This window comes from Prevotella heparinolytica (genome assembly GCF_002998535.1).
GTDB lineage: Bacteria > Bacteroidota > Bacteroidia > Bacteroidales > Bacteroidaceae > Bacteroides > Bacteroides heparinolyticus.
On the sequence record NZ_CP027234.1, the window covers coordinates 2,712,880 to 2,727,579 of the forward strand.

Sequence of the window (14,700 nt, forward strand, 5' to 3'; positions counted from 1 at the left end):
AATGTCGTTGCCTACGACTTCCCAATGTCATCACCCGCGACTTCCCAACGCCGTTTCGCCCCTCCTGCGGTGATGTCTTGAGCGGCGTATGTCATTTATATAAGTAATACTTCTTCGACAACTTGCGGAATGTTTCGGTGTCCTTGTACCAATAGTCGCGGATGTCTTCCCAACGGTTGCGCTCGGCGAAGCGTTCGCGTATCCGGCGTGAGCCGCTCACCTTGTCGAACATAGAGAATCGTCCCTTGTCGGCATGGTCGAACACGGCACGGCCGGGATAGAGGGCGGCCACTTCCTGCATCACCAAGAACTGTATGTCGCTCAGCGGTGCCCGGCCGAAGTCCACGATGTGTACCTGCACGCCTTGCAGCAACTTGCCTTTGCCCACGCTGTAGAACGGTTTCAGATACATCGGCCGGAAAATGACGCCCGGCACGTTCAGTCCGTTCAGCCTGTCGGCAAGCTGCCCGGCCTCTATCCACGGTGCGGCAAACATCTGGAACGGGATGGTGTAGCCCACGCCGATGGACATATAGCCCAATTCGCCCAAGATGCCGCTGACGGGATAGAAGAAGGCGGAATGCGGATGAGGAATGTGCGGAGACGAGGGCACCCATTGCAGTCCGGTCTGCGTGTAGTCCATCTTGCGCTTCCAGCCTTTCATCTTCACCACACGGAGTTTGCATTGTTTCCCGTCCTTCAACATCTTTTCGCCGTTGAGCATCAGTGCCAACTCGCCGCAAGTGAGGGCGTAAAGGTAAGGTATTCTGAACTGGCTGACAAAAGAAACGCAGTCGTCTTCCACCAGATTGCCTTCTATCTTCAGTCCGCCCAAGGGGTTGGGACGGTCCAGTACGATGAACTCTTTGCCGTTCTCGGCGGCTGCTTCCATAGCCAGTCCCATGGTGCTGATGTAGGTGAACGAACGGCAACCGATGTCTTGAATGTCATACACCAGCACGTCTACGTCTTTCAGCATCTTCGGCGTGGCCTTGCGCGTTTTCCCATAGAGCGAGTAGACGGGCAGTCCGGTAGAAGCGTCCTTGATGTCCGTCACGTGGTCGCCCGCATGCACATCGCCGCGCACACCGTGTTCGGGCCCGTAGAGGGCTACCAGATTTACATTCGGCGCTTCGTGCAGAATGTCGATGGTGGACTTCATACGGTTGTCCACTCCCGTAGGATTCGTAATCAACCCTACGCGTTTGCCTTCCAGACACTTGAAGTTCTGTTCCTTCAGCACCTCGATGCCGGTCTTTATTCTGATTTTCTGCGCCTGCGTCGCACTCGTCAAGAAGAGGCAGAGCAGACAGTTGAGGAAGAGTTTCATTTTTTAGTGATTAACGATTAGTGATTAGCTACTTTCCCTTTCCATAATCCGGGTCAATCTTCCGGTCTGCCAGATAAGTGACGGCCAGTGTGGCGAGGCAGCAAGCCATTACCATCCAGAAGAAGTTGACGTAGCCGATGGCTTCCTGTATATAGCCTGCCACGAATCCCGGCAGCATCATGCTCAGTGCCATGAAGGCGGTGCAGATGGCATAGTGCGACGTCTTGAACTCGCCTTCGGAGAAGTACATCATATAAAGCATGTAAGCCGTGAAGCCGAACCCGTAGCCAAACTGCTCGATGGATACGGCAATGCTTATCAGCGTGATGCTGGCAGGCTGAACAACGGCTAAATAGACGAACGTGAGGCAGGGCAGCGTCATGCAGGCGGCCATGAGCCACAACGAACGTTTCAGTCCGCGACGCGAGGCGTAGACGCCTCCCACGATGCCACCGGCCAGCAGGGCTATCACGCCGATGGTGCCATATACGATGCCCACCATCTCGGTGCTCAGTCCCAGTCCGCCTTTCTCGACAGAGTGCACAAGGAAAGGCTGGCACATCTTGATGAGGAAACCTTCGGGTAGGCGGTAGAGCAGCATGAAGGCTATGGCAAGCAATACGCCGGGCTTCTTGACGAAGGTGATGAACGAGTTGGCCAATTCCCGTCCTTTCGACTGCTGCCGTGCTTGTGCCGAACCGTCCGCTGCGGAGGCCGGAACACGGGGCTTGTCTTCTTTGGAGCGCGGCAGGCGGAAGGTGTGGTAGATGGTAATCAGGCAGAACACCACGGCGGCGCAGCCCATTGTCACTTGCCAAGAGAGGGGGATGTTGCCCGTCTCTTTCTCCAGCATGCCGGCAATGAACACCAACACGCCTTGCCCGAAGACCGAAGCCACCCGATAGAACGTGCTTCGGATGCCGATAAAGGCGGCCTGACTGCTCGGACTGTGTGCCAACATGTAGAAGCCGTCGGCGGCAATGTCGTGCGTGGCCGAGGCAAAGGCGGCGATGATGAACAGTATCAGCGTGAACGAGAACATGCCGATGGGGGTTTGTCCCGAAGCGATGGTCTCTTGCTCCGGATGGGGCAGGCTGACGGTGAGCACCACCATGAGCACCGTCAGCAAGGCCTGCATGGAGAGAATCCACCAGCGTTTGGTCTTCACCACGTCCACGATGGGGCTCCAGATACCTTTCAGGAACCAAGGGAAGTAGAGCAGCGTGGTGAAGAATGCCATATCGCCGTTGGGCACGCCCATCTTGGTGAACATCATCACCGAGATGGTGTTGACAACAAAGTAGGGCACACCTTCTGCAAAGTAGAGTGTGGGCACCCACCACCAAGGACTCTTTTCTTTCATATCATTATTCATGGTCATAAAGTTTTTTGATTTCAGCGTCTATATAATAATGTAATAGGATGGCGTCGTACCGATATCCTTGCTCGCCCATCACGGCGGCGCCTATCTGGCACAGGCCCACACCGTGCCCCCAGCCTGCACCGGTGAGGACGAACCGTCCCGGTATGCCTTCGGGAGAGATATCTTCCTTGTCTACGACGAATGCCGAGCTGTAGAGGTGGGAGTTGGAGAGCGTGCGGCGTATTTCCAGCTCCTTGCCTATGGTGAGCGTCTTCTTTGTTCCCACAATCTTCAGTTTCCAGAGGCGTGCGCTCGTGCCGCGTGCTACGGGAACGAGGTCGATGATTTGTCCGTAGTCGATGCCCGAACGCTTCAGTATGAGGGCCGACAGTTCGTCTTGCGCATAGGTCACCTTCCAGCGATAGAAGTCCGTGGTCTCTTGGTCGTAGTTATTGAGCACCTGCGAGAGTATGCGCTTGTCCGCCGTGTTGCAGAAGGCTTCGGGCGAAGTGCGTATCCACTTCTCTGCTTCGGCTTCTTGCGTAAGGTCGGGTGCGGATAGCTTTTGGCCATTCAGGCTGTAATCCCTTTGTCGGGTAAGATAAGGATGCTTCACGTCTTCCCAGCAATACTGGAACTCCTCGAATACACCTCCGCAACATTTGGAGAAGCGTGCATCGCAGATTCTTCCATCGTACATCAGTATTTGTCCGTAGGTGGCCGCAATGGCCTGTTTGACAATATCGGTTGAGGCGCGCGTAATGCCTTGATAGCGTTGACAGTGGTCGTCGGCGCAGACGTCGAAGCGTGTATGGTCTTCCCGGTCGTACCAGCGTATCAGCTGTTCTTCGGTTTGGGTAAAGGCGGAGTAATCGGTCTTGGTCTCGGCTATTTCCTTGTTCTTTTGTATTTGGGCCAGCAGCCAGCTCCTCGAAATCACTGCGTGTGCCTTGAGCAACTCCAAGGAGGCGGTGGCGCTCATCTCGGACGAGATGACGCTGGTCAGGTAGTCTTCCACCTTCACCACATTGATGCCGGTGAGCTTGCCATCTTCCACGATGATTTTCAAGGCACCGAGGAAACGCTGATTCTCCTTGCGTTCCCAGTGGAAGTTGATGCCGATGGTGACGTCCAGCAGCTCGAATGCGTCTGTCGACTCATTGTTCGGCTCGAACAGCAGCTCGTCATACAGGCGGCCGTTCCAGCGTATTCTGCCTTGGTCATAAGTAACTACTTGTTTGCCGCAGACCTCCGTTCCGCCGATGCGGTACGGGCTCAGCAGGTTGAACTCTATCTGTGGCTCGAACAGAATGCCTACGTGTACTTTGGGCTCTTTCATAGTGGGGTATTGTTTAAAATTTGTTCCTTGATGCGCTGCCGTATGCGTTGGAAATCATCGGCAGAAAGACATACTTCTCCTAAAATACGGGCTACGTCTTCGGCGGTAATCTTCCTGAAATCTTTCTCTACGGGAGTGATGAATACCCCTCCGAGGTCTACCGAGGCCGGACTGCTCAACAGGTTGGCGTCGCCCTCGGCGGTGTAGCAGGCGGGGCGGTGCTTTTCGCGGGGAAAAAGGAAGATGGTCCAGAATGCCTCTGCCTCCGGCTCGTTTCCCGGCCGTAGGGAGGGTGCGGGTTGGGTTTCGTATAAGGCGAGCACGTTCATCATCGGCTCGTCTTCGCCGGGTTTCACGTCCAACGTGCGATAGATGATGTCGAAGAGGGCGGTGGCGTCTGCTGCCGAGGCAGATTGAATGACGAGGGTGGTACGGGGGGCATCGTTCAGATACCATAAGGCGGCCTTTCCGTAATCGGCTATCTTGCCCGCAACCTGTCCGCGCCATTCTTTTTCAATGGGCAGGAACCCTTTGTTTCCGGCCTGAAAATGGGCATGGTCGGGGGCGGAGGCGCCGCACTTCGGTCCGTTGTAGAAGATGATGAAGTCCGACAGGGCTTGTGCCAACTCCAGCATATCCGCAAAGCGGGGGGCAATGAGCTGGGGCACGTGCGCCAGTTCCGGTATCGTCAAGTGACGGGGGAAGATGGGGAAAGGGTTCACCAGTATGTGGTAGTGCCCTTTGAATGGAATGCCTTTTTGCTCCGGCGGCAGATGGGCGGGGCATAGGAAGCACTTCCGCTCCCGGATGGACTTGGCGTCTACCTTGGCTCCGGAGGAAACGATGCGGGCTGGGTTAAACTGCACTTTATACGGAATGCCGTTTACGTTCAGCTCCTTCACCTGCACACCTGCCAGAGCCGCATAGTTGTTGCGGGCGGTTTCCCAAGAGGTGGTTTGTTCGGTCAGAAGGCGGTGTATCGCTTGATTCATGTTTCTGTTTAACAGGTTGTTATTTAGTGTGTTGGCAGATGCCGGATTTCGGTATGACAGACACTGGACTTTGACGTGACAGACACAAGTGTTTGACGTGACAAACACAAGTGTTCAAGACGACAGACACAAGTGTCTGACAGGACAAACACTTGTGTCTGATAAAACAGGTTATAATTTACTCTTATTCAAGGCAATGCGTGCCTGCAACTCCCACGTGCGGATGCGGTCTTTATAAAGGTTGTGCCCGTTCTGCTTCACGATGTCCAATGAGGCGTCGGAATTATCTTCCCAGCGTCGGCAGAGGTAAACCACGTCGTAGACACGTCCTATCTGATAACGGCGAGAGAAGTTCAGTCCCAGCGCATAGTCTTCGCCATAGCTGGTGTTGGGTACTTTCACCTCGCGCAGCACCGGCGTGTAGAAGGCGCGCGGGGCGCCCAGCCCGTTGATGCGCAGGGCGTTGTTGCGGCCATTGTCGGGCGTCCATTCCTTGTGGTCGATAATGCCCGGCGCAATCATGTTCATATTGAAGTCTGTCATCATGTAAGTGCCCACCACCATGGCGCAGTTCTGCTCGTAGAAGGCACGTACCATGATGGCGAGGGTATGCTCGTCTTTGTACACGTCGTCGCTGTCCAGCTGTACGGCGAACTTGCCGCATTTGGCATGGTGCACGCCCATGTTCCAGCAGCCGCCGATGCCGAGGTCGTTGCGCTCGGGGATGATGTGGATGAGGCGTTCGTCGGCTTTGAACTCGTCGATGGCCTCTGTAGTGCCGTCGGTGGAGTGGTTGTCGATGATAATCAGGTTGAATTTGAAGTCCGTCTTCTGGTTCAGTACAGACCGGATGGCGTCGCGGATGGTACGGATACGGTTGCGTACGGGGATGATGACCGATGCTTCGTATTCAAAGCTGTTGTCATTGAAGTTTATCTGCGTGAATTTGGGTTCCAGATAGCCGTCTATTTCCTTCAGATGTTCGGTGCATGCCTGCTCCATTTCTACCTGACGGTCGCGGTTCTTGGGATCTACATAGTCGAAAATCTTTTCACCGCTTTTGCGGGTGTCGTTCTCCACCTCACTGTAGAGATATTCGTTGATGTGCACCAGCTCTGCCTTTTGGCTCAGCTTCAAGCGCAAGTCATAGAGGCCGGCGAAGCGATACTCCGCCTTCATGCGTCCGGCAGCCTCTTTCAGCTTGGCGGTGTTGAACAGTAGCACGGAGCCGAAGTTGAAGTCGTCTCTGAGCGAGCCGAACTGGTAGTCGATGACGGGTGCATTGGCCTGCTTGCCGTTGGTGGTCTGGTAGTGGTCGGCATAGACCATGCCCGCGTCCGTATCTTCGGCAATGCGCATCATGCGCTCCAAGGCGAACATGCCCATTTCGAGCGTTGTCTCTTTGGTATAAAGCAGTGTGTACTCGCCCTTCGCGGCATTCGCCACGGCGTGCATGGCCCGGCTGCCGAAAGGTTGTTCCACGCAAATGCGATGACAGCCGGGAAGCTCTTTCAATTCGGTGTTGGTGGTCATCAGATAGATGCTCTCTACAAGCCCGGTGGCTTGCAGTCCTTGTATTGTTTTCTCTACTTGTTCTTTTCCTGCGTAAGGGATGAAACAGCTGATTTTCTTCATATTCGTATTGTTTTTAATGCTTTTGGTTCTTTATTTGGGGGTCTCTCGATTTCTTTGGCATGGTGCGATGAGGCGTGTGCTCCCTTACCGCTGTGCCGGAGCAGGTTTCGCCCGCAACAGTCCCACTTCTCCGCTCGTTGCTGTGAACAGTACTTCGTGGCCGTTCAGCGGAACCACGGTGCTGATAAGGGAGTTTCCTATCTTGTGCTTCCACAGTATTTTGCCGCTTCGGGCTTCCAACGCGAAGACAAGCCCTTCTTTCGTACTGCCGAACACCACTCCTTCTTTTTCTACCTGCATGGAGGGGGCATGCTCGTAGCCGAAGCCTACATCGGATGCCCAAATCTCTTTCGGGACATCGCCCCGGGTGGCGTAGCAGACAATGCTGTCGTTCATCGTCTTGCTGTATACACGTTCACCGTCTTCGGAGAGGCCGATGGTTTCGCGTACCATGGATTGGAACGTGCGCCATACGGTATTTCCGGTTTGGATGTCGATGGCTGTCATGGCGCGTTGCGGGTCGGTGATGAACACCTTTCCTTGTGCTGCCACCGGCCATACGGCAGCGGGAGAGAAGTGCATGCGGGTCAGTCCTCCCGTCCACCTCCAGCATTCCTTGCCGTCCGCCTTGTTCAGGGCATAAAGTGTATTGTCCCATGCCCCGAAGATAACCTTGTCTTCCGTTACCAGCGGTTTGGTTTCGATGTAACCCTTCACGCCCGTGTAGGCCCAAACCACCCTGCCCGTGCGGATGTCTATGGCACGAAGGGTGCCGTCGCTGGCGCCGATGTAGGCCGTGTCTTTGTCGATGGTCACTGCCCCGAGTACAGGTTCTGCGGCTTCGGTCGTCCATAGCAGGCTTCCGTCTTTCGTGTTCACTCCGTAGATGCGGCGGTCTGCCGAGCCGAACACAACGATGCCTTCGCTTGCCGCGGGAGTGCCTACGATGCGTTTGCCTGAGGCAAAGCTCCACAGCTTACGGCCGTTCTTCAGGGCATAGGCGGTGAGGATGCCCATGTCGTCGCCTACAAAGACTTTGTCTTTTTCTACGCAGGGAGAGCAGTAGATGCCTACTCCTGTCTGCACCGTCCATTGTTCCTTCACCTGCGGATAGTTCTTGTTGACGGAGAAGTCGGGGTATTTATCCGCTTTGCCGTTGCGGTTGTAATAGGGCTCGACGAGCGAGAAGGCTGCCCACTCTTTGGCCGGTTCGCCGATACGCTGCGTATATACCTTGATGGAATCTTTACTTACTTCGTAGATGCCATACCCCGGTTTTCCCTCTTTGTCGCGCAGGTTGCTGCGCATCAGTATGCCCGGGATGCCGTCGTAGCGCAAATTTCTGTTCGCATGATAGTGTCCGCCGATGAACAAGCGTATGTTGTAGGGGCGCACGGCATCGGTTACCTCGTACCAGTTGTCCACATCTCCTTCCATCAACGGATAATGGGTGACCAGTATCACGGGCTTGTCTCTGCCCGCCTTATCCATTTCTTCGGTCATCCACCGGATGTCTTGCGGCACTACATGACCATAGGCCATGCGCATCAGCGGGCCCGAGTTGAAGCCGAGGAACAGAATTCCTTTGTGTTCGAATTCAAAACGTTCTCCGCCGAAAATCTCTCCGAAGGCGGTACAACCTGAGTCGCTCCACTTCGTCTCATGATTGCCGAGGATGACGTAGTAGCGGGTTTTCAGCAGGTCGAGGCACGATTTCACTTTCTCCATGGTCGTACGGTCTCCTTCCTCGGTCAGGTCGCCTGTCACCAGCACGAAGTCGATGCTGTCCGTGGCATTGATTTGTGCGATGGAGCGCAGCAAGTCTTCCGTAGGGTTCGGATTGTTCGGGTTCAGATGAATATCCGTCAGTTGCGCGAAGCGGAATGTTTCCTGTTGTGCCTGCATGCCAAGGGGGATGAGGCAAACCGTCAGGAACAGGGTCAACAGGCTTCGACTGAAAAAGTATGATTGGTTTAACTTCATAGATAGAGTATGATTGGTGTTACTTATTGTCATTGAAGAAGGTCAATACCGCGTGCATGAATGCTTCTCTTTCCGCCTCGGTACGTATCGCCTCGAAAGGAAATCCCAGAATCAGTGTTTTGTAGTCGCCCTGATAAGCCACGCCGGCACTCAGGTTGTTCTCGGCATAGCGCATCACCGTATAGGCGTCTTTGCTTGCCGGCTCAATGGCGTCGGGCGCTTCTACTACGTATGTTTCCGCGTTCAGTTCGTTGTAGTAGGTGTAATTCCCCGATAGAGAGGGGAATGGAGAAGCCACGCTTTTCACTTTCCCCGTTATGGCTGCCTGGCCTACACGCCACTTGTACTTCAGGATATCCGTGGCAAACTTCTTGTCCGCCTCATCGGCAGCGGCAAGCCGGTTGTCCCAAAGGTCTGTTCCGACAAAAGCACCCGAAACAAAGATGTTTCCTCCTTGCTTGCAATATGCGGTAATCGCTTCCTGCATCCGGTTGTTGAAGGTTTTGAACTCCAACGGCATCACACCCCTTCCCATCTTGCTCTGGCATTCTTTTCCTAAGATGAGGTCGACGTAGTTGTAGTCGTTGAGCGATGTCCATCCGTCTTCCACAGCTTCGTCGCTGCTCGAAACAAAGGAGTAGCCCGCTTTCAGTATCGCGGCGCCGTGTACGGAGGGATAGTCGAACGTATTGCCGGCAATCACTTGATTTTCATAATCACCGTAGCTGTCGCCAAAGCCCGATGCATCGTCATCCATCCAAGGAATGGAGCGGCGATACTCTTTCATTTTACCGATGTAGCTGATGTCCTTTATATAAGGTACACCGTGATCTTGTTCGTCCAGAAAACCGGCAAGCAACGTATCGGCGGGTGCAGGTGCCACGAAGTCGGCGGGAGCGCTGATACGGTCGAATCCGTTTACCACCAGTATCGTGCCCTTGGATTGTGAAGCCCGTCCTACCGATAGTATTTCGGATGGGAAGCTCTCACCTCCTTTGTTCACGGCCGTCACTTTGTAGCTGCATACCACGCCGGCAGGAATGCGTACACGGTAGCTGTTCTTGTCTACCAATACGCCGTTATCGAAAGCTCCGTTTCCGATGCGCGTATAGACAATGTATTTCTCTGCTTTGGCTGTCGGTTCCAATGTGTCGTCCACGGGTTGCCAGCTCAGCTCTACCTCATCCTCTCCGGTCATGCGCAGAACCATGTGGTCTACCGGAAGCGGCTGAACAACGTACTCCGTGCCATATTGCGAGCAGAGGAACTGCAACATGCCTTTGTAGATGGCACGGCTCACGGTGAAGCGGAAGCGTGGGTCCAGTCCGTAACGCATATCGGCAAAGTTCTGGTGAGAAAGCAGTTCGAGCAGCATGGTGGGTACGCGGGGTACACGGGCCTCGTAATAAGATTGATTCCACTTGCCTCGGCGGGTCCATTGGGGTTCGTAAAGAGTGCGCACATCACGCACGATGTTCGATTGAATCAAGTCGGTCAAGTCGTGGCCGAGGTAGCGCGACGCTCCGTTGGCATACTTTTCGTTGTAGGCATTGGTATAGTAGATGCCCAGCGTCCCGATGATGGAGTCGTTCAAGGTGGTTCCCGCATCCGAGTGGAAGGCGAAAGCCATGTTCACGGGAATGTTCAGTCCCTTTTCCGTGGGATTAACCGGAGAACCTCCGGCGAGGTAGTTCACCCAGATGCCGCGGCATTTGTAGTCGTCCGTATAGTCGTTCTTGCCTTTGCTTTCGGAATATACGCTGTCGGGAATTCCCGCCCATTGCAGCCAGTAGCGGGCTGCTTCGCAGAAACGGGGATAGCCGCTTGTCTCAAATCTCTGTTGCGACAAGAAAGCTGCAGTCTGAGATTCGTTTTTTTCGCTTGTGCTTCCCGTTTGCAGGTTGCGTGTATCGGAGCTTTTCAGATTTTCTGTTATGCCTTCATCGGAGATGCGGCGTGCTATGTTACCCATACCGCCGCCAATCTTCACGGCATCTGCCGTTATCATTCGTCCGGCTTTGGCGGAGCGGTTGCTCAACACCACTCTGCATTCTTTATTTCTGCCTGCGTCGAAGCCGAAAGTGCCGAGGTAAATCCACGTGCCGCCTCCCATCTGTTGGTTTACTTTGAACTGTGTGGCACCTCCCTTGTGGTACACGGTATAGAGGGCATCATCCGTGCTGCTCGGCAACGTCTGATAGGAAACGTACACGGCATATTGTCCGGTCGAAGGTATTTCGGGCGTCCATTCGGCAGTGCTTTCTTTGCCTTTCTTCGTGGTCTCTACCATGCGATAACTACCTTCTTTGAACGGGTTCTCGAAGTTGACGTATTGGGAACGCAGTTGGGCGAATCCTTCTCCGTTTCCTTGTTTCCAAATTTTCTCGCCACTGCTTTCTGAGTACGCGGAACGACCGTCCGGACAACCGTCATTATCCACAATCACTTCTTCTGTTCGGCAGTCTCGTTCGCGCGGGAGCAACACATTGGCGCCTGCATTTTCCAGCATCGGCACAAGGAAAGGCAGTACGTAGCTTTGCGTGTACAGGTCTTCCACTGTTTGGAAAATGCGTGCACGCTGCCATTCCCAACGGGCAAGTTTAGACTCGTAGTACCAGCCATGACTTTGCCACAAAGCGATGTGGCGATTTTGCAATCCATTGGTGGGGGTATAAGGGGTAGAGATATTCTTCACTAAAGGCTTTGTGGCAGTGGGGGTGAATCTTTGGGCTTTCTTGTCTTTTTTGCTGCGCAGAGCTTGGGGAATCAGTTCTTCGATGCTACGCTTGTTGGTACGGATTTGCAGCCTGCTTTTGGATAAGTTCGGCGGCAGCAGGGCGCACACACTTTTATAAATCTCGGCGACGTTGTCTTCACGGAAAGGGATATAAGCACAGTTCATGTTGGCAAAGAGTTGCAGCGTTTTCCTTTTCACGGCTACGGAATCTATTCTGATGGTTCCTACAGACACTTCTTTACGTGCCACGTCATTCAGTAATTTCTCGATTTCCCGGCGGACGTCCGTCGGAAGTTCTTGTGCGCTTACTGTTTTGAGAGAAAGGAGAGAGACGGCAAGCAAACCAAGTAAAAAAAGACATCGTCTATTCATAATGATGTTTCAGGTTAAAGGTTCTTTTTATTCTTCTTAATCAGCAGGCAGAGCCCGATGAAAGTGAACAGTGCATTGAATATCAGTAGTTCGTAACTGATTTGATAACCTCCGAACCAAGCTTCGGAATTCTTTTGCAGCACAAAGCAGAGAGCCGGAGAGGCGATGGCCACCAACGGGATGTACTTGTCGCGCACTTCTTGTTTCATGAACACGCCGAAAGCAAACAAACCGAGAATGGGGCCGTAGCTATAGCTCGCCAGAATATATACAGCATCGATGACGCTTGTATTATTCAGAAGATTGAATACAAAAATCGTAATGCCCATGACCACAGCCATGCCGATGTGTACCTTCTTGCGTATTTTTACAACCGCCTTTTCCTCTTTGCCCTTTGCTCCCAGAATGTCTACGGTGAACGAAGTAGTCAGGGCGGTGAGTGCCGAGCCTGCTGCCGAATAAGCGGAAGAAATCAACCCGATGATGAACAGGATGCCTACGATAGCCGGGAAATACTCACCGGTGGCAATCACCGGAAACAGCTCGTCGCTCTTTGCCACCGTAATCTCCCGATTGGCGGCGAATATGTAGAGCAGTACGCCCAGCATGAGGAACAGCAGGATGACGAAGAATTGAGAGATAACACTGGTTATCATGTTCTTCTGCGAGTCTTTGAAGTTCTTGCAACTCAGGTTGCGCTGCATCATGTCTTGATCCAGTCCCGTCATGGCAATCATAGTGAAGACTCCGGCGAGGAATTGCTTGAAGAAGTATTGCCTGCTGTTTACGTCGTCGAAGAAGAAGATGCGCGACATGTCGCTGTCGGCAATGGTGCTTATCATGCCGGTGAACGACAAGTTCAAGTCGGAAGCGATGTAGTAAATGCAGAGTGCTACCGAAACCACCAGACAGAACGTTTTCAGAGAATCAGTCCAAATCAGTGATTTTACTCCGCCTTGAAAAGTGTACAGCCATACTAAAGCTACCGTAATGGCTACATTCAGCAGGAACGGCAGTCCGAACGGCTCGAATACCAGTAATTGCAACGTCAGGCACACCAAAAACAGGCGGACGGCTGCGCCGAGCATCTTAGAAATAAAGAAGAACCAAGCTCCCGTGCGATAAGAAGACATGCCGAAACGGTTTTCCAGATACTCGTAGATAGACACCAGATTCATCTTGTAGAACAAGGGTACAAGCACGTAAGCAATGATGAGTTGTCCGACAATGAAGCCCATAACCATCTGCAGATAGCCGAAACTACTGGCTGTCACCATGCCCGGAACGGAGACGTAGGTAACGCCCGAAATGGCAGAGCCTACCATGGCAAAAGCCACTACATACCAAGATGATTTGCGGTTGCCGACAAAGAAACCTTCGTTGTCGGCCTTTCTGCCTGCAATGTAGGATACCGTGAACAGTATCGCAAAATAAGCGGCAATGGTGATGATTACTGAAAGCGGTGTCATGAGGAGGATTTACTGTTTATTCATTTATAATTGTTTGATTAATCTGTTATTCGCCATAATGCGTGGAGTGCCGGTGCGTAGGCACGAGGTCATTCTTCGTAGAGCAGATAAGGTTTGCGCTGCACCTTGAACTTTTCCACGTCTTCTTTCCACATTGCTTTTATCTCGTCGGCACTTTTCCCTTCTTCTATCATTTTGCGCACGTAGTCTGTGCCTACCAGCAATTCAAAGAAAGAGCGGAAGAAGTGGTCTTCCATATTCAGGTTTCGGTAGGCGTCTATCACATAACTCAGGTCGATGCCGCGCTTCCAAATCTCCTCATCGCTCAGTGTACTCAGGTTCACGCCGTGGCAAAGTTTGTTCAGTTGCGGCGGATTCTTGGCTCCGGGCACGCTGCGCGGTGTAAAGCTGTAGCTGTAACCCGTCATGTTGGGATGTCCGTACACCTGAAACGGAAGGTCGGTTCCTCTGCCCAGGCTGACAGGAGTAGCTTCGAAATAGCAGGTAGAAGGATATAGATAGACGGACTTCATGTTCGGCAGGTTGGGCGATGGAGGAATCGGCAACCGATACATGGTTCGGTGTGTGTAGTTTTTGCAAGGAATGACGGTCAGGTCGCATACGCGCGAGGCGGGCAACCAGCGTTCGCCGTTCACCATCAACGCAAGTTCGCCCAGCGTCATGCCATGCACAATGGGAATAGGTAGCCAACCCACGCCCGACTTGTATTTCATGTCCAGTATCGGTCCGTCCACATAATGCCCGTTGGGATTTGGGCGATCCAGTACCAGTACCTTGCGGTTATATTCTGCACAAGCATCCATCAGTCGGCACATGGAGGCATTATAGGTGTAGAACCGCAAACCTACATCCTGTATGTCTACAATCAGGATATCGAATTTACGCATAGAAGCATCGCTGGGTTTGCCTGACTTCCCGTCGTATAAAGAAAGGATAGGAACGCCTGTCTTCGAATCGACAGAACTCGACACATGTTCACCGGCATCGGCATTTCCCCGGAAGCCATGTTCGGGCGAAAATATAGCCACTACGTCGAACTTGTTTTCCAACAAAACATCCAGCAGGTGCTTGTCTCCCACCATGCCGGTATGGTTTGAGAATATGGCTATCCGTTTGCCTTTCAGGATGGGGAAATACTCCGAAGTCCGTTCGTCGCCTAAAATGACTCTTTCTTCTTGTGCCCTGCACAACAAAGAACCGCATAGCACCAAAAACAAAAGCAGCAGTTTCTTCATAATCGTATTACCTAAGGAGGATATTGTTTGCAACAAAGATAATATTTATTTTAATATCAAAAACACTTATTTTAATATTTTCAGCATTATCAATCTTAATTTGCAGAGTTTGAGTGACATCAAGTGCTTGCTATGTGTACCAAATGTTACATCTATGGTGTTCGATTTTTCTCTGTCATGTTCCATGAAAAGTTGTTTTGTCAATAATTTGCACTAAATGATTG

General features: G+C 52.7%; 9 protein-coding genes. All 9 read right to left on the reverse strand.

Annotated elements, in window-relative coordinates:
• Nucleotides 1-91 precede the first annotated feature (91 nt).
• The 9 genes from C3V43_RS10890 to C3V43_RS10930 all read right to left on the reverse strand — a co-directional run bounded on the left by C3V43_RS10890 (nt 92) and on the right by C3V43_RS10930 (nt 14,476).
• Complete coding sequence (locus C3V43_RS10890) at nt 92-1,330, reverse strand: exo-beta-N-acetylmuramidase NamZ family protein (RefSeq protein ID WP_106069835.1); 1,239 nt, start codon at nt 1,328-1,330, stop codon at nt 92-94.
• Nucleotides 1,331-1,358: 28 nt separating this feature from the next.
• Nucleotides 1,359-2,705 (reverse strand): MFS transporter, encoded by a 1,347-nt coding sequence (locus tag C3V43_RS10895; RefSeq protein WP_106070566.1) that lies wholly within the window; start codon nt 2,703-2,705, stop codon nt 1,359-1,361.
• Nucleotides 2,698-4,032 carry a SpoIID/LytB domain-containing protein gene (locus tag C3V43_RS10900; RefSeq protein WP_106069836.1) on the reverse strand — a complete coding sequence of 445 codons (1,335 nt, stop codon included), beginning with the start codon at nt 4,030-4,032 and terminating at the stop codon, nt 2,698-2,700. Before C3V43_RS10900 ends, C3V43_RS10895 begins: the two co-directional genes overlap by 8 nt.
• Nucleotides 4,029-5,024 (reverse strand): DUF4922 domain-containing protein, encoded by a 996-nt coding sequence (locus C3V43_RS10905; RefSeq protein WP_106069837.1) that lies wholly within the window; start codon nt 5,022-5,024, stop codon nt 4,029-4,031. Before C3V43_RS10905 ends, C3V43_RS10900 begins: the two co-directional genes overlap by 4 nt.
• 171 nt (nt 5,025-5,195) lie before the next feature.
• A complete protein-coding gene (locus C3V43_RS10910; protein WP_106069838.1) occupies nt 5,196-6,659 on the reverse strand; it encodes a glycosyltransferase family 2 protein in 1,464 nt (487 codons plus the stop codon).
• Between the two features lie 84 nt (nt 6,660-6,743).
• Complete coding sequence (locus C3V43_RS10915) at nt 6,744-8,642, reverse strand: outer membrane protein assembly factor BamB family protein (protein WP_106069839.1); 1,899 nt, start codon at nt 8,640-8,642, stop codon at nt 6,744-6,746.
• Between the two features lie 19 nt (nt 8,643-8,661).
• Nucleotides 8,662-11,751 carry a golvesin C-terminal-like domain-containing protein gene (locus tag C3V43_RS10920; protein WP_106069840.1) on the reverse strand — a complete coding sequence of 1,030 codons (3,090 nt, stop codon included), beginning with the start codon at nt 11,749-11,751 and terminating at the stop codon, nt 8,662-8,664.
• Nucleotides 11,752-11,765: 14 nt separating this feature from the next.
• Complete coding sequence (locus C3V43_RS10925) at nt 11,766-13,220, reverse strand: sodium:solute symporter (RefSeq protein ID WP_106069841.1); 1,455 nt, start codon at nt 13,218-13,220, stop codon at nt 11,766-11,768.
• Between the two features lie 89 nt (nt 13,221-13,309).
• Nucleotides 13,310-14,476, reverse strand: a complete 1,167-nt coding sequence (locus tag C3V43_RS10930) for an exo-beta-N-acetylmuramidase NamZ family protein (protein ID WP_106069842.1) — start codon at nt 14,474-14,476, stop codon at nt 13,310-13,312.
• Between the last annotated feature and the right edge of the window lie 224 nt (nt 14,477-14,700).

Coding starts and splice junctions, on each gene's coding strand:
- C3V43_RS10915 (WP_106069839.1), bottom strand. CDS start 8,642: ATGAAGTTAAACCAATCATACTTTTTCAGTCGAAGCCTGTTGACCCTG.
- C3V43_RS10925 (WP_106069841.1), bottom strand. CDS start 13,220: ATGACACCGCTTTCAGTAATCATCACCATTGCCGCTTATTTTGCGATA.
- C3V43_RS10905 (WP_106069837.1), bottom strand. CDS start 5,024: ATGAATCAAGCGATACACCGCCTTCTGACCGAACAAACCACCTCTTGG.
- C3V43_RS10890 (WP_106069835.1), bottom strand. CDS start 1,330: ATGAAACTCTTCCTCAACTGTCTGCTCTGCCTCTTCTTGACGAGTGCG.
- C3V43_RS10910 (WP_106069838.1), bottom strand. CDS start 6,659: ATGAAGAAAATCAGCTGTTTCATCCCTTACGCAGGAAAAGAACAAGTA.
- C3V43_RS10930 (WP_106069842.1), bottom strand. CDS start 14,476: ATGAAGAAACTGCTGCTTTTGTTTTTGGTGCTATGCGGTTCTTTGTTG.
- C3V43_RS10895 (WP_106070566.1), bottom strand. CDS start 2,705: ATGAATAATGATATGAAAGAAAAGAGTCCTTGGTGGTGGGTGCCCACA.
- C3V43_RS10900 (WP_106069836.1), bottom strand. CDS start 4,032: ATGAAAGAGCCCAAAGTACACGTAGGCATTCTGTTCGAGCCACAGATA.
- C3V43_RS10920 (WP_106069840.1), bottom strand. CDS start 11,751: ATGAATAGACGATGTCTTTTTTTACTTGGTTTGCTTGCCGTCTCTCTC.